Origin of the sequence: Paenibacillus tarimensis (assembly GCF_021532315.1) — a bacterium.
Classification (GTDB): domain Bacteria; phylum Bacillota; class Bacilli; order Paenibacillales; family Paenibacillaceae; genus Paenibacillus_I; species Paenibacillus_I tarimensis.
Map to the genome: position 1 here is coordinate 1 of NZ_JAKGAO010000026.1, position 19,016 is coordinate 19,016.

General features: G+C 51.9%; 18 protein-coding genes and 1 other RNA gene. 1 reads left to right on the forward strand and 18 read right to left on the reverse strand.

The window, feature by feature from the left end; all coding sequences use genetic code 11:
- Nucleotides 1-384: 384 nt before the first annotated feature.
- From L1N82_RS19515 to rpoE, 14 genes are all read right to left on the reverse strand, one after another.
- Nucleotides 385-639: a pro-sigmaK processing inhibitor BofA family protein gene (locus L1N82_RS19515; protein ID WP_235289231.1), complete on the reverse strand. Its 255-nt coding sequence runs from the start codon at nucleotides 637-639 to the stop codon at nucleotides 385-387.
- 5 nt (nucleotides 640-644) lie between these two features.
- Nucleotides 645-953 carry a DUF2508 family protein gene (locus L1N82_RS19520; protein WP_235289144.1) on the reverse strand — a complete coding sequence of 103 codons (309 nt, stop codon included), beginning with the start codon at nucleotides 951-953 and terminating at the stop codon, nucleotides 645-647.
- A gap of 189 nt (nucleotides 954-1,142) precedes the next feature.
- Nucleotides 1,143-1,742 carry a recombination mediator RecR gene (recR, locus tag L1N82_RS19525; protein ID WP_111146167.1) on the reverse strand — a complete coding sequence of 200 codons (600 nt, stop codon included), beginning with the start codon at nucleotides 1,740-1,742 and terminating at the stop codon, nucleotides 1,143-1,145.
- Between the two features lie 16 nt (nucleotides 1,743-1,758).
- A complete protein-coding gene (locus L1N82_RS19530; RefSeq protein ID WP_235289145.1) occupies nucleotides 1,759-2,070 on the reverse strand; it encodes a YbaB/EbfC family nucleoid-associated protein in 312 nt (103 codons plus the stop codon).
- A gap of 34 nt (nucleotides 2,071-2,104) precedes the next feature.
- Nucleotides 2,105-3,913 (reverse strand): DNA polymerase III subunit gamma/tau, encoded by a 1,809-nt coding sequence (dnaX, locus tag L1N82_RS19535; protein ID WP_235289232.1) that lies wholly within the window; start codon nucleotides 3,911-3,913, stop codon nucleotides 2,105-2,107.
- A gap of 173 nt (nucleotides 3,914-4,086) precedes the next feature.
- An RNA gene (ffs, locus tag L1N82_RS19540) (signal recognition particle sRNA large type) lies at nucleotides 4,087-4,351 on the reverse strand.
- Between the two features lie 65 nt (nucleotides 4,352-4,416).
- On the reverse strand, nucleotides 4,417-4,821 hold the full coding sequence (locus tag L1N82_RS19545) for a hypothetical protein (protein WP_235289146.1): 405 nt from the start codon (nucleotides 4,819-4,821) through the stop codon (nucleotides 4,417-4,419).
- Nucleotides 4,822-4,897: 76 nt separating this feature from the next.
- A complete protein-coding gene (rpmE, locus tag L1N82_RS19550) occupies nucleotides 4,898-5,095 on the reverse strand; it encodes a 50S ribosomal protein L31 (RefSeq protein WP_235289147.1) in 198 nt (65 codons plus the stop codon).
- Nucleotides 5,096-5,234: 139 nt separating this feature from the next.
- Entirely contained in the window at nucleotides 5,235-6,485 is a 1,251-nt protein-coding gene (locus tag L1N82_RS19555) for a radical SAM protein (RefSeq protein WP_235289148.1), read from the reverse strand.
- Nucleotides 6,486-6,523: 38 nt separating this feature from the next.
- A complete protein-coding gene (rho, locus tag L1N82_RS19560; protein WP_235289149.1) occupies nucleotides 6,524-7,855 on the reverse strand; it encodes a transcription termination factor Rho in 1,332 nt (443 codons plus the stop codon).
- Between the two features lie 145 nt (nucleotides 7,856-8,000).
- Nucleotides 8,001-9,251, reverse strand: a complete 1,251-nt coding sequence (locus tag L1N82_RS19565) for a UDP-N-acetylglucosamine 1-carboxyvinyltransferase (protein WP_235289150.1) — start codon at nucleotides 9,249-9,251, stop codon at nucleotides 8,001-8,003.
- A gap of 457 nt (nucleotides 9,252-9,708) precedes the next feature.
- Nucleotides 9,709-10,065 (reverse strand): response regulator, encoded by a 357-nt coding sequence (locus L1N82_RS19570; RefSeq protein ID WP_328284503.1) that lies wholly within the window; start codon nucleotides 10,063-10,065, stop codon nucleotides 9,709-9,711.
- 175 nt (nucleotides 10,066-10,240) lie between these two features.
- Nucleotides 10,241-11,845 (reverse strand): CTP synthase, encoded by a 1,605-nt coding sequence (locus tag L1N82_RS19575; protein WP_235289152.1) that lies wholly within the window; start codon nucleotides 11,843-11,845, stop codon nucleotides 10,241-10,243.
- 443 nt (nucleotides 11,846-12,288) lie between these two features.
- The gene (gene rpoE / locus L1N82_RS19580; RefSeq protein ID WP_235289153.1) at nucleotides 12,289-12,852 is read right to left on the reverse strand and encodes a DNA-directed RNA polymerase subunit delta; all 564 of its coding nucleotides are present in this window, start codon (nucleotides 12,850-12,852) and stop codon (nucleotides 12,289-12,291) included.
- A 375-nt stretch (nucleotides 12,853-13,227) separates the two neighbouring features.
- On the opposite strand from rpoE, the gene L1N82_RS19585 reads away from it, so the two are divergent.
- A complete protein-coding gene (locus tag L1N82_RS19585) occupies nucleotides 13,228-14,376 on the forward strand; it encodes a S8 family peptidase (protein WP_235289154.1) in 1,149 nt (382 codons plus the stop codon).
- A 39-nt stretch (nucleotides 14,377-14,415) separates the two neighbouring features.
- On the opposite strand, the gene argS (L1N82_RS19590) is transcribed toward L1N82_RS19585, so the two are convergent.
- The 4 genes from argS (L1N82_RS19590) to L1N82_RS19605 all read right to left on the reverse strand — a co-directional run bounded on the left by argS (L1N82_RS19590) (nucleotide 14,416) and on the right by L1N82_RS19605 (nucleotide 18,930).
- Nucleotides 14,416-16,092 carry an arginine--tRNA ligase gene (argS, locus tag L1N82_RS19590; protein ID WP_235289155.1) on the reverse strand — a complete coding sequence of 559 codons (1,677 nt, stop codon included), beginning with the start codon at nucleotides 16,090-16,092 and terminating at the stop codon, nucleotides 14,416-14,418.
- A gap of 5 nt (nucleotides 16,093-16,097) precedes the next feature.
- A complete protein-coding gene (locus tag L1N82_RS19595) occupies nucleotides 16,098-16,532 on the reverse strand; it encodes a DUF1934 domain-containing protein (RefSeq protein WP_235289156.1) in 435 nt (144 codons plus the stop codon).
- A gap of 70 nt (nucleotides 16,533-16,602) precedes the next feature.
- Nucleotides 16,603-18,303, reverse strand: coding sequence for an arginine--tRNA ligase (argS, locus tag L1N82_RS19600; protein WP_235289157.1), 1,701 nt, complete (start codon nucleotides 18,301-18,303; stop codon nucleotides 16,603-16,605).
- Nucleotides 18,304-18,777: 474 nt separating this feature from the next.
- A complete protein-coding gene (locus L1N82_RS19605; RefSeq protein WP_235289158.1) occupies nucleotides 18,778-18,930 on the reverse strand; it encodes a hypothetical protein in 153 nt (50 codons plus the stop codon).
- Nucleotides 18,931-19,016: the final 86 nt, after the last annotated feature.

Sequence of the window (19,016 nt, forward strand, 5' to 3'; positions counted from 1 at the left end):
GGGCAGTTCGCTCGTTGTTCAGTTTTCAAAGAACAATTCCGAAGGCTCTCTTAACTCTTCGCCTTCTTCTCTTGTGTCGTCCGCCTCACAGCGGCGACTTTTATAATATATCACAATCGCTTTCCTGTGTGCAAGTGCTTTTTATTTCCTGTGAATTATCTGTTCACTTGCCCTCATCAGGCGCGAGATATAATGTATCATATATCAACATTTAAAGTCAACTAATTAGGCAGAAAAACTTAATATGCTTCTCCAAGCTGTTCAAAGATTATGTGAGATCTAATTGATATCACATCAAAAAAAAGCGCCAGAGGCGCTTTTAGCGAAGAATCATTCAATCAACATTAGACCTGTAGCCGCATTAATACCTGCATCGCTCTTCTATTAGAGGATCGTCCACTGCAGCCCGATTATCATAAGCACGCCTGGAATGCCGAGCATGACAATTGCAGCAATCGTTACCGCATTCAATGGAATATGTAAATCAGCAACCCAACCAGAGTAGTTAAACGCATAAATAACGAGAGCAGCCGCTGCCAGATGCAGTACAAACTGTTTGAGCAGCCGAATTGATAATCTGTTCCTCACAATTACAATAACCAAACCAAGTATAGATATCCCCAATATTAAAGCCCACATGAGCTTCACCCCACATCAGCCTCCTGCTGACGAACCTTCCAATCAACCTGCAGGTTCTTCGCATGCCGCAGCAGCATTTCGTATCGCTTCTCCGCCGCTTCAATTGCATAGATAGCGTAGTCAATCTGATCTTTTCCAGAAGCATATTCAAAATGTCTGCGGGCATTCTCCCAATCGCGATGAGCTTCCCGGATTTCTTCCACCAGCTTATTCAACGATGTTCGTGTCTCCGCCTCAATTGCCCGGTCTGCAACCAGATAGTCTCTGCCCCATAGTCTGAACCAACCTGATAGCCATGCATTCCACCATGCCACTAAGCTCCACCTCCTAGGGGATCCATCCTAAGCGCGGTAAACCGCTCCCAACCGAGAACCTCTATTACCATCATATAAACGAGGGGACAAACTTAGAACCTATTATGGTATCCCGCAACAGCAAAAAAGCCTCCATACCGGAGGCTTTATCCTATCTGAATAGGTGTACAACAATAGTTTGCAAGCGAATCAACTGAGTTCTCTTCTGCCTTCCAGCGCTTTGGACAGTGTCACCTCATCCGCATACTCCAGATCGCCGCCAACAGGCAGGCCATGGGCAATTCTGGTTACCTTGATTCCGAACGGCTTTACGAGCCTGGACAGATACATGGATGTCGCTTCACCCTCTATATTCGGGTTGGTGGCAAGTATAAGCTCCTGCACCCGCTCGTCTTCCAGTCTTCTTAGCAGCTCAGCAATACGAATTTCTTCAGGTCCGATGCCTTCCATAGGTGAAATTGCACCCTGAAGGACATGATAGAGACCGTCAAACTCCTTGGTCCGTTCCATGGCAATGAGGTCCTTCGCTTCCTGAACAACACAGATAACCGACTGGTCTCTGGACTTGTCCTGACAGATCCTGCAGGGGTCTACATCGGTAATGTTACAGCAAACCGAGCAGTAATGCAGATTACGCTTTACACTGACTAGCGCTTTGGCAAAATCAATAACATCATCCTCCTGCATCCGGAGAACATGAAAAGCAAGCCGGGCAGCAGTCTTAGGCCCGATGCCCGGCAGCCTGGAGAAAGATTCGATCAATTTGGCGATCGGCTCGGGATAATACAAAAGGTTTTAGCTCCTTCTAGAAAAGTCCTGGTATTTTCATACCGCCCGTAAATTTGCTCATATCTTTATTGGCGAGTTCATCCGCTTTTGTAATGGCATCGTTAACAGCTGTCAAAACCAGATCCTGCAGCATTTCGATATCATCCGGATCTACCGCTTCCGGTTTAATCGTTACACTAAGCAGTTTCTTATGTCCATTCACCTGTACGGATACAACTCCGCCGCCTGCAGTTCCTTCGATTGTTTTCTCGGCGAGCTCTTCCTGCGCCTTCATCATTTGCTCCTGCATCTTCTTAACTTGCTTCATCATCTGGTTCATATTGTTCATGGTCTTCTCTCCTTCTTGTAATTTAATTGCCGTCTTAACTCTTATTATTGTCCACAATAACAACCAGGTCCTCGCCGAACATCTGTAGAGCTTCCTCCACCCATGGAGGTTTCCCATCAGTATTCTGCTCCCCGGACTCTTGGCCAAGCTCTAGCATTTCGGCCGCTGCCGAAGGCGCGCCTTCAGCTGCCTGCCATTCCTTCTGCATAACAGTTACGAACCGGATCGGCCGGCCGAACAAGTCCTGCATAACACCTTCAATAATCTCCCGGTTTGCCGGTCTTTCCGTTGTTTCCCGGTGCATTGTATTCTTGAAGGCAATAAGCACCTGATTATCCCACACAGCTACCGGCTCCCCGTCGATCAGCCAGGCATGGACGGAGATTTTGGCATCCTTTACTCTTTGCAGCATCTCTGCCCATTTCGCCAGAATCTGTCTGGTTTCGTCCGTTCCCTTCGCAGCAACAAAAGGATCCAGCTTCACCTTGGCAATACCAAGCTGGCTCCCGCCTCCGCTTCGGCTTCCAAAGGATCCGCTTGCATTTCGGCCCCTTGCGTTGCCGCCTGATGCAGCCGGAGCTGTATTCGCTGCAGCTGCAAGGCCTCCTGCACCTGCCTTCATCAACTTCTCCAGCTGCTGTTCAAGCGATTCGATCCGTTGGCGCAGGCGCACGACCTCTGGGCCCTCTGACGCAGAACCTGCTGCGGCACCTGACCCGGCAGCCACTTGTGGGGGCTCACTGTTCCTAGACGCGCTATCCGGGAGGGTACAGATCTTAAGCAAGGCCACTTCAAACAATGTCTGGGGCTGTGCGGCATGGCGCATATCATTCTGATAGCGGTTCAGGACATCAATCATTTCAAATAAGCGTTCCTTGGAAAAGGCCTCCGCCATTGCCTTGAAGCGCTCCGGGTCCACAATCCGTTCCGTCCCTGTTGCACTTCCGGGTACTAGCTTAAGCAGCAGCAGATCCCTGAAATAATAGATCAGATTCTCCATGCACTTATCAGCACTCTTACCCGCCTGCATTAGCCGTTCAATCAAAGCCATAATACCGGCGACATCCCTATCGCGGATGGCTTCCGCTAGCTCAGCAAAATGCTCAGCTACCATGCCTCCGGTTACATCCACAGCCTCTTCGAGGGTAACACGCTCACCCGCAAAGGCTGCAACCTGCTCCAATAAACTGATCGCATCACGCATGCCACCGCCAGATAACCGTGCTATATAAGCCAGAGCATCCTCATCTGCAGCTATACTCTCTTCTTCACATATGCGTTTCAGCCTGTCCGTCTGTTCGTGCAGGGATACCTGGCGAAAATCAAACCGCTGACAGCGCGATATAATCGTCGCCGGCAGCTTATGGGGTTCTGTAGTCGCTAATATAAATATAACATGCCCTGGCGGTTCTTCAAGCGTCTTCAGAAGCGCGTTGAACGCTTCCGAGGTGAGCATGTGCACTTCATCTATTATATAAACCTTATACCGGACCTCGGTTGGCGCATACCGCACCTTATCCCGTATATCCCGGATCTCATCAATCCCCCGGTTGGACGCGGCATCTATCTCTACCACATCCATTATAGAGCCTGATGTTATGCCTGTGCAGGCATCACATTCATTACAAGGCTGAGTGGTTGGCCCCTGTTCACAGTTTACGGCCTTAGCCATGATTTTGGCCGCACTTGTTTTACCCGTTCCTCGCGGGCCGTTAAACAAGTATGCATGCGAGATCCGGTCTTCCCGGATAGCATTCTGCAAAGTTTGGATAACATGCTGCTGGCCAACCATGTCTTGGAACGTCTGCGGCCGCCAGGCACGATATAATGCGATATGGGACACGCTGACCTTTCCTTTCACTGCCTTCAACCTCGAAGGCGAACTATTTATTCATTATACACCAATTCAATCTTATAAAAAAACGATAGATCATGCGATCATAACAAAAACACCTCCTGCCGCACTTCATGCGCTCAAGAGGTGTGTCTCTTCTATAAGAAGGTAAAAAGGTTAAACCGTGCACCTGTCTTCGATGTATGCGATCCAAGCGGCACTTCTGATCCACGCTCGGGCCAGGCACCCCTCCGGCACATGGGCTAACCTGCTTATGGCTGCTTCCTTCCGGACCTGACCAGATTCACAGGCGCCCATTGCGGAGGACCCGACCGTCAACACGCTTCACAGACGCCAGCCTTGCATCGCACAACCTCTAACAGGAATTCAACCTCGCTACAGCGGATTGCGAGTTACAGGGCACCGCTACCTCCCCGTCTAGCACGGTAGAACCTAGTATAGCGGATTCTGTCCCATAGCGCAACCCGGGGAAGAACTTGCCTCTGTATCCATTACTGATTCGTTGTTACCTCGACATCATAACGCGGAAAATTATAATCAAGCAGCTCTTCAGCCTGAACGGTTATCCGGGCCGCTTCTTCCCGGCTCATGGCATTGTCAAGCTGCAGCGCCACCCTCATCACCGCACCTTCAAAAGACACCCTTGAGTGTCTGACGCCCTTAAGAGTGGAGAGCAGCTCACCAACAAACTTGGTATCATCCCGGTAGCTCCAAGCCGTTCCTGTAATAGGCATGTTGGGATTACTGGATGATATCCCCATATAGCCGTCATGCCCATAACTTCTAACACCCCTGGGCTGTCCGGCACAACCCGCCGTCAGCATCACTGCAAGGGCGGAAATCCATATGAGGCGCCAGCGTTTCCGGCGGAAAATCAGCTTCCAGCGAATGTCCATAAAAAAACCTCCCTTATAACCATAGGATGGCTTAGGGAGGTTCTTGTATTCTGCCAAATAGCGGCAGATTTCATTATTAGATACCGTATTTCTTTTTGAATTTGTCGACACGGCCGCCGGCATCCAAGAACTTCTGCTTCCCTGTAAAGAACGGGTGGCAGGCAGAGCAAATCTCGACGCGAAGGTTCGGTTTAATCGAACCCGTCTCGAAGCTGTTGCCGCAAGCACAAGTTACAGTGGTGACGTGGTAGGTCGGATGAATAGCTTGTTTCATCTCGTTCACCTCTTTCTGCCCTGAGCCAACAGTCGGGCCCAGAGTTTAAATTGACACGTAAGAAGAGTATAGCATGGCCATTGCAGAACGTGCAACTGTAATTTTCGGCCTTCTTCTGCTTCTAAATCCTGCCGTTCTCTTAACGAACGCGGGCTGGCGGGACATGCGTATAAGAGCCGATCACCACATCAGGAAGCTCCTGCTCGAAGATTTCGATCATCTGCTTCATCCCATATATGTCACCCTGCGCTTTCGGAATGAGCTCCAGGTAGCTCTCCGGATCAATGTTCAAGTTACGCATCTGGATCAGACGCAGACCAGTTCGCTTCACAAAGTCAATCATCGCTTCCATTTCTTCCTCCCGGTCGGTAACACCAGGAAAAATCAGATAGTTAATGGACGTATATACACCCTTATCAGCTGCATAACGCAGCGATTTCTCGACATTCTTCAACGTGTACCCGCGCGGCTTATAATAAGCATTGTAGTGATCATCCAGCGCACTGATCGTACTCACACGCATTAAATCAAGGCCCGCGTCCACTATAGCCCGGATATGATCGGTTAAACCAGCATTTGTATTGATATTAATGAAGCCCATTGATGTCGTTTCCCGGACTTTACGCATAGCTTCAACAATAATCTTTGCTTGGGTAGACGGCTCTCCTTCGCAGCCTTGGCCGAAGCTAATGATAGACTCCGGCGTCTGCAGATGCTCCAGCATAATCTGAACAATCTCATCTACAGTCGGCTTAAAGTTCATCCGCGTCTGGGGAGCGGGAAACCCGCTGTCATCCGGCTGTTCAGAAATACAGCCAAAGCACCCTGCGTTACAGGAATACGAGACCGGTACCGCTCCTTCCCAGCGCTGCAGGAAGGTATTAGAGGCCGTCAGGCATTCATAACCCAGCGCACAATGAGACAGATGCTGATATAAGCGGTTGTCCGGATATTTGGCAAGCAGAGAATCAACCTTCAGCTCCAGTTCACTACGGTCACAGTTAAGCGGATTCCATCTTTCGGGATCATCGCTTCTCCGCGCAGCCACATAAAAATTATCGTCCTTCCAGACGACAGCAGAATAACCGAAGAGCGGCAGCTTCTGCTCCTTATCCGACTTGACGTAGCCGGGGATGCTAAGTCGTGTATAACCTTGCGGGAGCAGGGCCCCAACCGCTTGCACATTTCCCGGCAGAACCTGCATGTTCCCGGTTTCCGGATTGATTCCGACCGGCCTGGTAAATGGCAGCCCAACCAAGGTTGCCCCATCCGGCAGCGGAATCAGCTCATCCTCCATCAGCTCCACAACCATATCGCCACTGCGTCCCAGTCCGACCCATTCAGGATGGTCGAACACATTACCTTGTTCGTCGGCATATACGAGATTCATGATGTTTCCTCCATCCTTGCCATCTATAGCTCAGTGCTCTATGAGCGGACTGTCCGCCGCCCTGCTCCTGTTCCGGAAGAAGCGCTCCCGCCTGATGAAGAGGAAGGACCAGAACCTTGCACCGCGGAGGTATCCAGGGAATCGAGGAACTCGGCATTCGTCTTGCTGTCCCTTAATTTCTTCAGGAAGCTGTCAACAAATTCGGTAGAGTCGTTCATGCTCTTCCGTATTGCCCATACTTTGTCCAGCTCCTCCTTGGTCAGCAGCATCTCTTCACGGCGTGTACCCGAACGCCGAATATCAAGCGCAGGGAATATACGCCGCTCAGCCAGCCTGCGGTCAAGAACAAGCTCCATATTGCCTGTGCCTTTAAATTCTTCATAAATGATGTCGTCCATACGCGAACCGGTGTCGATCAAGGCCGTTGCCAGTATGGTCAGGCTTCCGCCTTCTTCCACGTTACGCGCCGAACCGAAGAAGCGCTTCGGTCTATGGAAGGCCGCCGGATCAATACCGCCGCTGAGGGTACGCCCCGAAGGAGGAATGACCAGGTTATAGGCACGCGCCAGACGTGTAATGCTATCAAGCAAAATTACAACATCCTTCTTGTGCTCTACAAGACGCAGAGCACGCTCGAGAACCAGCTCGGCCACCTTGATATGATTCTCCGGAAGCTCATCGAAGGTCGATGCCACAACCTCCCCTTTTACAGATCGCTGCATATCGGTCACTTCCTCCGGACGTTCGTCGATTAACAGCACGAACAGCTCAATATCCGGATGATTGGAAGAAATACTGTTGGCGATTTCTTTCAATAACAGTGTTTTACCGGCTTTGGGCGGCGCTACAACAAGACCACGCTGTCCCAGTCCGACCGGTGCTAGCAAATCCAGGATCCGTGTCGATAAATGCGTCGGGGAAGTTTCAAGTACAAGCTTCTTCTGTGGATATAGAGGGGTTAATGCAGGGAAATGCAGTCTTTCAGCTGCCAACTCAGGGCTTTCACCGTTAACCGCATTGACTTGCAGCAAACCGAAGTAGCGTTCATTTTCTTTGGGGGCCCTGCATTTTCCTGAAACAAGGTCACCTGTCCGAAGATCAAATTTGCGTATTTGCGAGGCTGATATGTAAATATCCTCTGTACTTGGCAAATAGTTGATCGGTCTAAGAAAACCAAATCCTTCCGGCAAAATTTCAAGAACGCCCTGCATAAACATAAGTCCGCTCTGTTCGGCCTGAGCCCGAAGAATAGCAAAGATCAGTTCCTTCTTCTTCAATGTTCCGTAGTAGGGAATCTGATACTGCTTAGCCAGCTTGTATAAGTCCGTAAGCTTCAATTCTTCCAGATCGGAGATCTGAAGATCTGCCATATTCTCACCCTTTATTCAGTTTTTCATCCAGCTTTGCCGAAAAAACGGTTATCTATTCAGTGCAAGGCTGCACCGTAATAGATAACCCCGCGGCTACAGGATGTCGCATACAGGCCGCAGCCTGTCATTATTTATTATTACGCGATTAATGCTCGCGCCAAACATCAGCACCCAGCCTGCGAAGGTTATCTACCAGATGGTCGTAGCCGCGGTCGATGTATTCCACTCCTGTAATCTCTGTTACGCCATCTTCGACTGTAAGACCAGCGACTACAAGAGATGCGCCCGCACGTAGATCAGCGGCCCGTACCTTGGCTGCAACCAGCTTGCCGCCTTCGATAATGGCCGAACGCGTCTCCACCCGGATTTTCGCGCCCATTCGCATCAGTTCCGGCACATGCTTGAAACGGTTGCTGTAGACATGGTCCGTCAGTATGCTCACTCCATTGGCCTGTGTTAACAGGCTCGTCATCGGTGACTGCATATCTGTAGCAAATCCAGGATAGACCAGGGCTTTTACATCCACGGCTTCATACTGCGGCTGCCCAATAATTCGGATGGATTCATCCATCTCATGGACATGCACACCCATCTCCTGAAGCTTGGCCGTAACAGCCTCCAGATGCTTCGGAATTACGTTGTCGATCAAGACATCGCCGCGGGTCGCTGCTGCCATCATCATATAAGTCGCCGCTTGAATGCGGTCCGGGATAATAGAATGCCGGCAGCCGCTCAAGCTATCTACCCCTTCAATCCGGATCGTTTCAGTGCCCGCTCCCTTAATCTTGGCGCCCATCGCATTAAGAAGTGTTGCTACATCTATAATTTCAGGCTCTTTTGCCGCGTTTTCGATCACTGTTGAACCTTTGGCCCGTGATGCCGCCAGCATAATATTAATCGTAGCTCCAACACTGACCACATCCAGGTAGATCTTCGCGCCCCTGAGCTGCTTTGCAGATATATGAATAGAACCATGGTCGTTCGTCACGACGGCTCCCAAGGCTTCAAATCCTTTAATATGCTGGTCTATCGGCCGGGGTTCAAAATTACAGCCGCCAGGCAGACCAATCGTTGCTTCGCCAAACCGCCCGAGCAGGGCACCCATCAAATAATAAGACGCTCGCAGCATCTTCACTTTGCCGTTAGGCATCGGTAAGGAACGAAGATTGGAAGGATCAATGACCATGGAATCGCCCTTCCACGTCACTTGCCCGCCAAGCTCCTGCAGTATTTCGGAATAGACGGCAACATCACTCAAGTGTGGCAAATTATCAAGCACAACTTCACTTTCGGCCAGCAGCGATGCTGGAAGCAGCGCGACGGCGCTGTTCTTTGCTCCGCTGATCTGGACCGTACCGCGCAGCGGACGGCCGCCGCGGATCATCAGTTTTTCCATTGTCTCCCCTATATCCTCCCATTCGGAAAAAAGCAAAAAACGCCGGGCTTCGCCGATCAGGCAGTGTAATTACGATAACCCTTAACACACTGCAGATCTTCCGAAGCGGGGCGGTTTAAGCACATTGCTCCGGTATTAAGCCTGGTTGCTGCTGCCGAACAGACGGATTGTCTCCTGAGCCACGATTGATCATCGCGCTCCGGGCCGGTGACAGGTATTTGCGTAGATCGCAAACACCGCAATCGCCGCTCAATACCTCACGGATTGCGTTCGTGCATGCACTTGGTTCTCGGCTGTTCAAGCCCGCTCCGTCTTGTCATCCTGAGATATTATACCACACTGGGACAGGTTGTGGTAATGACCTTTCTAATGTACAAATAGTGCTAAAAACCATCTGCCCATCCGTATACGCTAACATAAGCATTCCGCAATCAGGACAAGAAAAAACGGGTCCTGGTCAGGACCCGATTGCATAACGATTATTTGACTCGCCACCACGGAGCTGCATATTCACGGCCATTCTCATTTCATCAATATCAAATGGCTTCGTGAAGTGCATCAAAGCACCCAGCTCGGTCGCTTCCTTAATCATGTCAAGCTCGCCGTAGGCCGTCATCATGATGACCTTGATATCACGGTTAATAGCCTTCACATGCTTCAGGATTTCCAGTCCGTCCATACCCGGTATCTTCATGTCCAGCAGGACAAGGTCCGGGGATTCGTTGCGGACGATTTCCAGAGCCAGCTTCCCATTGGAAGCTTGAAAGGTTGTGTACCCTTCACTGCTGAACACTTCCATAAGCAAAATCCGAATCCCGTTCTAATCGTCAACAATTAATACTTTATTATTATCCAACGAAAAAACCTCCCACACTGAGCACAGCCCAAAAGCCGTTTGGACAACTCATATCCTGATGGGTACATATTCGCGATTGGCATTTATAATCCTGCAACTTTGGAAAAAAAGTCCTTTTCTTAACGCGTTTATCTTATTTCTCTGCAAATGCCAGCGATGCGCGGACAAAATCACGGAACAGCGGCTGCGGGCGGTTTGGACGCGATGTGAATTCCGGATGATACTGCACTGCAAGGAACCACGGATGATCCTCCAGCTCCACCATTTCGACTAGGCGGCCATCCGGCGATGTGCCTGTAATGCGCATACCGTGCTGTTCAATCTGCTCGCGGTACTCATTATTAAATTCATACCGGTGACGATGGCGCTCATAGACCAGTCCGTCTCCATAAGCGGCAGCTGCTTTCGAACCTGGAACGATTTTGCAAGGATACAGGCCTAGACGCATTGTACCGCCAAGGTCTTCAATATCCTTCTGTTCCGGAAGCAGGTCAATAACCGGATACGGAGTGGAAGGATCAATCTCCGAGCTGTTGGCATCAGCAAGTCCGGCAATACTGCGGGCATATTCAATAACAGCAACCTGCATACCCAGGCAAATACCGAAGAATGGCACCTTCTGCTCACGGGCATAACGGATGGCGTTAATCTTGCCTTCAATTCCCCGGTCGCCAAAGCCTCCCGGTACGAGAATGCCGTTTACGCCGTGCAGCTTGTCCGCAACGTTATCGGAGGTTACCTCTTCCGCGTTAACCCAGCGGATCTGAACCTCGGAATCGGCATCAATACCTGCATGACCCAGCGATTCAACGATACTCAAGTAAGCATCATGGAGCGCGACATACTTACCTACGATGGCAATCTCTGTCGTCTTCTTAAGCGATTTAACCCGTTTAACAAGGCTTTCCCACTCCGTCATGTCCGGTGGAGTCGTAGTCAGCTTGAGATGGTTGACGACAATGTCATCCAGCCCCTGCTCACGCAGGTTAAGCGGCACTTCATACAGGTTGGACGCATCGCGGCATTCTACAACGGCATCCGCATCCACGTCGCAGAACTGTGCAATCTTACGCTTCATATCCTCGGCGAGCGGATATTCCGTACGGCATACTATGATGTTCGGCTGAATACCGATGCTCCGAAGTTCCTTAACGCTGTGCTGAGTAGGCTTCGTTTTCACTTCGCCTGCGGCTTTAATGTAAGGGATCAGCGTGACATGGACATACATAACATTGTCGCGACCGATATCACTCTTGATCTGGCGGATCGCTTCCAGGAATGGCAGGCTCTCGATATCACCCACCGTGCCGCCGATTTCGGTGATAACGACATCCGATCCGGCCTCCTTGCCAGCGCGGAAAACCCGTTCCTTGATTTCATTCGTAATATGCGGGATAACCTGAACGGTACCGCCAAGGTATTCGCCGCGTCTTTCCTTTGTAATAACGGTGGAATAAATCTTACCCGTAGTAACATTGCTGTTCTTCGATAAGTTGATATCGATGAACCGCTCGTAATGTCCCAGGTCGAGATCCGTCTCCGCTCCGTCGTCGGTAACGAACACTTCACCGTGCTGATAAGGACTCATTGTTCCCGGGTCCACATTAATATAGGGATCGAACTTCTGAATCGTCACCTTAAGTCCCCGATTTTTGAGCAGTCTGCCGAGCGAGGCAGCGGTAATGCCTTTCCCCAGTGATGAAACTACGCCGCCGGTTACGAAAATGTATTTTGTCACGTGATGATACCCTCCAGGCTCCATGGTTAGTATATAGGATAACCCACAAGCAGAATCGGCTATCGCCGTCAAACTTGACGATATTCGCTTCATGATGATGGATTTGGTAAAACAGGACGCATAATGAAAAGCGGGCTGTCGCAAAACCCGCTCGCAGTAAGCGCATTAACTATAGCGGCAGACACTAGCATAGGTCATACCATTGAATAAATAAGGAGCCGAACGCCCTTGCAACAAGCATGTAAAAATAAAAAAAGTGACACCCGTAGCCACGGGGCACTTTATCTAATCGCTTCTATTTGTTGAGCAAATCTTAAGCCCATGCAATAGTTTACTCTGTCGCTTGTCCCCTGTCAAGAGAAGGAAGCACAGATTATAAACAGGCAGACAGGCGCCTCTTGTTCATAAGCCAAGGGCTCCTGTCTGCAGCTGTCAGAAGGACCTTACCGGTCGCTGTCGTTATCCGTATCTTCTTCATCGGAATCATCCGAATCCTCGCTGTCTTCCTCATCCAGCGTATCTTCATCGATATCCTCTTCCTCGATCTCGACGTCCTCGTCCACTTCATTCTCATCTTCGGATTCCGAGAATATATCCTCCCGATCCTCGTCAAAGAGGTCGAAGTCCTCTTCATCCGCTGTATAGGTTTCTTCCTCTTCATCCGCGTACAGCTCTTCTTCATCATCGTCATCATCGTTAATGATACGAGGACGCTTGGCGTTGCTGACTGGATCCTCGGAACGCTCTACCGGATACCAGCGCTTAAGCCCCCACATATTGCTGCCTACGCAAGCGAAGCGGCCGTCAATATTAATCTCCGTATATACTTGAGCGATCACATCGTTGATTTGTTCGGCGGACAAGCCGCGAATTTTGGCGATCTCCATCATTAAATCCCGGTAATACAACGGGGTATTGATCGACTTCAGCACCTCGAAGGCAAGGTCGACCATCGGCATTTCCTGCACCCGTTCGGGATCAAGTTTCAAGTTGATCTCGCTGGCCATAGGACACATCCTCTCACGCAAAATCTTCTGCGGCATACATATTTCTATCCATTATCAACCTATAGTAAACCCTATTTCCGGTAAAAAAGCAAGCTTCTATTCCGTCCCCGGATCAGCCAGCTTGTCCGCGCAGAAACATGGGATGAGAGCGGGCAGCCCCGCTCCCGCTCCCTGACTGTATCCTGTCCCGACGGACCAACGTTAAGATCGCCCGAAAGCCCAGTGAAGACTGGACTCCTCTTCATCCTATGTTCACAAAGGCAAATTGACACGGCAAGCTGCCTATTTCACGTAAAAAAAGGCGACTACTCATGCAGCATCGTCCCGGTCTTCATAGTATAGTTCAGCATGTTCCACCGGGAGGGGACGCTACACTTGGACATCCACAACCTGATCCGCTGGCTTCACGAAGCGGCCATTCATGGCCCGTATGACAAAAAACAGCGCAGCATTCTTCGTTTTCAGCATCGCTATGATTACAAACGTTTCTTGCGGGAATGGTCGAAGGAAGTCCCGCGCCACCCCAAGCTGAAGAGGATTCGCGAAATGCGGATCATTCATGCCCTATCATGCCCAATGCCTGCCGGCGAGCTGCCGGCAAAGCTGTCGAGCCTGTTCGCACTGGAAGCCGACCCGCGCATTACCGTGCACGCCTCCATACGCAAGCCCGCCCAGGACCGCGGCATCCCATGGGGAATCCAGCAGATCAAAGCGCCGGCCGCTTGGCGGACAACGACTGGACACCGGGTTAAAATCGGGGTGATCGATACCGGTGTTGATTTTAACCATCCTGATCTTCAGCACTCGCTGGCCAGGGGTATTAACCTGATTACACGCAGTATGCTGCCGCATGATGATAATGGCCACGGCACCCATATCGCCGGCACGATCGCTGCAGCCAACCGGCTTCACGGCATGATCGGTGTAGCCCCGCGGGCCATTGTCCATCCCGTTAAGGCATTTGATCACAACGGAAGCGCTTATGTCTCAGATATTATCCTCGGAATTGATTGGTGTGTCCGGAACCGGATGGATTTAATCAATATGAGCTTTGGCATGAAGACCCGGAGTCAGGCACTTCTTACAGCAGTCACCAATGCTTATAACGCAGGCGTTATTATCGTCGCTTCCTCCGGCAATGACGGGAAACGGCAGTCTGTCGACTACCCGGCCCGGTTTCCTCAGACAGTCGCCGTAGGTGCCACGACCCGAAACCGCCGCATCGCGCCATTCAGCAACCGGGGGGCCAAGATCGACATCTATGCGCCCGGGGACAAGATAATCTCTTCCTGGCTTAATGGGCGGTACAATGAGATGAGCGGCACCTCCATGGCGACCTCTCATGTCGCCGGTGCCATTGCCCTGCTGCTGGCAAAGCATCCTGGCCTTTCTCCTGCCGAAATCAAAGCAATCCTGAGGCGCTCCACCCAGCCCATTAGAGGTACGAGGAGTTCAAAAATCACAAAAGCCCCCCGGGCAGGGGAGCTTGATGTTATTCGGATGCTGCACGCCGCAGATAAATAACTGCGGCATGCAGCTTTTTATATCAGCCCGATAATTATCTTACATACGTTCTGGAGCGGATACACCAACAAGACGCAGCACGTTGGCCAATACCGTTCTCACTGCATCAAGCAGAGCTAGCCGCGCGGCTGTCTGCTCCGCGTCCTCGGTAATAACCCGTTCAGCCTTGTAGTAGCTGTGGAACTGGGCAGCCAGCTCATACAGGTAGCGGATCAGACGGTGAGGCGCGTACTGGGCTGCGGCATCCTCGATTTCCTGCGGCAGTTCACCAAGCTTGCGAATCAGATCAAATTCCGCTTCCGTGGCAAGCTTCGACAGATTCGCCTTGCTGTGATCCACAGTCAAGCTCTGCTCCTCCGCCTGCCTGAAGATGCTGCAGATCCGCGCATGAGCATACTGTACGTAGAAGACGGGGTTCTCGTTGGACGTCGAAATCGCCAGGTCCATATCAAAATCCAGATGAGAGTCCATACTGCGCATGGTGAAGAAGTAACGGATGGCATCCACGCCTACCTCCTCCATCAGGTCCTCCATCGTGACGGCCTTGCCTGTCCGCTTGGACATCTTGACCTTCTCGCCATTCTGGAAGAGGCTGACCATCTGCGCAATAAGGACCGTAAGCTTCTCGGGATCATTGCCAAGCGCTGCCATAGCCGCCTTCACACGAGGGATATAGCCGTGATGGTCTGCACCCCAGATATTAATCATCCGGTCAAAGCCCCGGCCGTATTTATCCATGTGGTAAGCGATATCCGGCGTCAGATAGGTATATGAGCCGTCGTTCTTCACCAGCACCCGGTTCTTGTCGTCGCCATACTGCATCGTGGACAACCAGGTCGCGCCCTCTTCCTCATAAACCATCCCGCGGCCGCGCAGCGCCTCAAGCGCCTGCTCCACTTTTCCGTTCTCATAGAGGGAGGTTTCACTGAACCATTCATCGAATGCCACGCGGAATTTGCCCAGGTCGCGCTTGATTTTATCCAGCTCACGCTCCAGACCATACGAACGGAAGAAGGTAAACCGCTCATCCTCCGGCATCGCCAGCAGCCTGTCTCCCTCCGCTTCTACGAGCGCCTTCGCGAATCCGATAATATCTTCCCCGAAGTAGCCGTCCTCCGGCATCTCCGCTTCCTGGCCAAGCTGCTGCTTATAACGGGCCTCTATGGATTTCGCCAAATTCGCGACCTGGTTGCCCGCATCATTAATATAGTATTCTCTCGTCACCTTATAGCCGGCAAAGTCAAGCACATTGCACAGCGCGTCTCCAACTGCCGCACCCCTGGCATGGCCCAGATGAAGGCTGCCTGTCGGATTCGCACTGACGAACTCAACCTGCACACGCTGGCCTCCGCCAACCTGTACACGTCCGTAGTTCTCGCCTGCTGCCAGCACTTCCCCAATGACCGGGTAGAGATAGCTTTTGTCGAGCCTGAAGTTAATGAAGCCAGGTCCCGCAATTTCCGCCGATTCAATGGAGGCCGACGACTTATCCAGATGTTCAATAATAGATTCGGCAATCTGGCGCGGATTACGCTTGGCCAGCTTCGTCAACTGCATTGCCGCATTGGTTGCGAGATCGCCATGGCTCTTATCCTTCGGCACCTCAATGACGAATACCGGCAGCTCTTCACGCTGAACCAGGCCCGCCGCCACCACCGCATCTGCGATGGCCGCTTTCAGTTGTTGATGGAATTGTTCCAGTATATTGACACTCATTGCCTTTATTCCTCCCGTAAAGTAAGCCTGATTTGAAATTGTCCGGCATGCTCCCCGCTTAACCAGAGCTCGTAGCGCCACTCCATGGTGATGGGCAGAAGAGCTTCCGGCGGAGCAGCCACAGTCAGATAAGTGGTCTCCGTCTCTATCCGAAAATCAGCCAAGTCTGAGCGGTATGCACCGCCTGTCCGCCTCCCGGCGACAAAGGATTGCTCGCTCTCAACCGCTCCCCGCCGAATCAGCTTCAGCTCCTGGCCATCCCACCGGATCGTCGTCCCTACAGTTGCGCCCTCCCCGCCTTGCTCCTGCTCATCGTAACGTATAAAGATGGATTTCGGTTTGTTGTACAGCAGTCCGGTGTGGCGGGTTATGGTCGGAGATGCGCCTTCCTGGCTGCTCTCCAGCACAATCCGGACGGGAACCGCACTGCCTGTCTGCATGTCATGTTCACCTGTCCTTATTATAAATCGGCCGTATCTCACCGCTGCCCGCTAGCGGTTCCGGCGGGTGTTACAGCTTCGCAACCGCCCGGATACCGAGCAGCTCAAGACCCTGCTTAAGAACGGAAGCCACTCCCGCCGTCAGCAGCAGCCGGGCCTGCGTCTGTTCGGGATCGGTCCCGATAATAGTTTCATGCTGATAAAAGCGGTTGAACTGCCGTGCCAGTCTTAACAGATAGGCTGCCAGAAGCGACGGCTCGTTCATCTGCAGGGCAACTTGGACCGCATCCGGAAACCCGTTCAACCGCTTAAGACATTCCCAAGCCAGCCGCCCTGACAATGCGGACGGATCAGGCTGTGCGGATAGTTCGGCCTGACTGCGCATCCTCGTTCCCGTCTCCAGCAGTCCCATTGCCTTGGCATACGTATACTGCATATGCAGACCCGTCTCTCCATCGATACGAAGCACATCATCCAGGGAAAACTCAATCTCCTCTGTCCGCTCCTGTTTCAGATCACTGAAGACAATGGAGCCTATACCCAGCGCTTCGGCCGACTGTCTATGAAGAAGGGCATCCGGATTGCTGCCGGCAACAATACGCTCTGCCTTGGCAACTGCTTCATCCAGGACATCATTCAGGAAGATAACCTGCCCTCTTCGGATCGATGTCTGCCTGCCCTGAAACTTCATCTGTCCGAATGCAACGTGCTCACACCTCTCCGCCAGCCCTGGATCCAGCTCCGACAAAACCGCAAACACCTGGCGGAAATGAGTGGACTGTTCGATTCCGACAACGTACAGCAGGCGGTCTGCTCCAAGCTCTTCCTTGCGGTACAGCGCAGCGGCAAGATCACGAAGCGAATACTCTGTCGTGCCATCCGCCTTTAGAATCGGGCAGGGCGGCAGCCCCAGATGGTCAAGCCGGACAACAGTCCGCCCGTCCAGCTCTTCCAGCAGCCCCTTATCCTTCAGGCGGCTAACGACTTCCACAATCCGATCCTTGTAGAAGCTCTCTCCCATTACGTGATCGAAGGTTACACCGAGCCTCTCATACACCCGGTCAAACTCATGAAGGCTGGCCTCTACGAAATAGGTACGAAGCGATTCCGCTTCAGCATCACCCTTCTCCAGCTTGCGGTACCATTCCCTTGCCTCCTCCGCCAGCTCCGGCTCCTCATCTACTGCTTCATGAAAATTGACATACAGCCGAAGGCTCTCCCGTACGGGGTCCTGCTGCAGACGTTCCATGACACCCCAGCGCTTAAAAGCCGCGATCAGCTTCCCAAAATGAGTTCCCCAATCACCGAGGTGATTGACGGTTATAACCTCATAACCGCTGAACCGGTACAGCTGGGCAAGCGCACCCCCAATCAGAGTAGAGCGCAGATGACCGACACCGAACGGCTTGGCGATATTGGGTGAAGATAGATCAATCACAACGCGTGTCCCTTCACCCAGGCGGCTGGAGCCAAAATCCGGCTGCAGGGCCTTCTCCAATATTCGTATAGACCAAACATGCGGGTTGAGATAAAGATGCAAATCAGGTCCCGAGGCTTCCACTCTCACTTCGCCAGATAACTGCCTCATCCGCATGGCAAGGTCAGATGCCGTCTGCTCCGGCGACTGCCCAAGCCGCTGAGCCAGCTCGCGGCATGGAAAAACCGCCTCTCCCTGCTCCGGCTTCTCAGGCCGCTTCAGCCGTGCTGCTATCTCCTCCAAGTCAAGCGGCACATAAGGTGCCAGATATTCGGCTGCTCCCTGAATCAGCATCGCATTCCCTCCCGTAGACTCTGTACTTGAGAAAATAAAGCCCCCGTCTCGTAAAGAGACGGAGGCTGTCCGTGGTGCCACTCTTCTGAAACACCGGCTGCAAGCAGCCAGCATTCCGCTCAAAGCCGGATAACGGACCGGTACCGGACTGACCTACTGGCCATCACAGGCGTTCGGAAAGCCGACTCACGGGCCCGCTTCCTCATCGCTGCCGCTCCGGCTTGCACCATCCCGGCTCGCTGCATTCGGCTTACGCAAAGAGTACTCTCCCGATCAATGTCGTTCACATCGTTCCATGGGCCGCTGCCTGCAGGCAACGAAGTATTTGCTATATATTATAGTCAACAATCTCCTCCAAAATCAAGCCGGGGCCGGCAGTTTCGCCCGCGGGTGGAAAAACGAAAGCGGACAATGCGCAGCCCTTTGGGCTTGCCACTGTCCGCAATATAAGCTTTCTTATTCCGTACTGCATCCTTATCTATGCTGGGAGCTGGCTAAAACCGGCATCCGGCCATCCTTGTCCATTTCGCCAGTTCTGGGTACACGGTGAAGTCCCCGACCTGCTTCTTGCGAAGGCAGGGAGGAAATCGCTACAACAAGGCTTGACAAATAGTTTCTCAGCTTCATCCCGGGATCCCTCCTGTTCTCCACTTACGTATTGTTCTGTAATTTCCATTACCCCTGTGTGACTGCTTCTGAAACCTGCCAGCCGT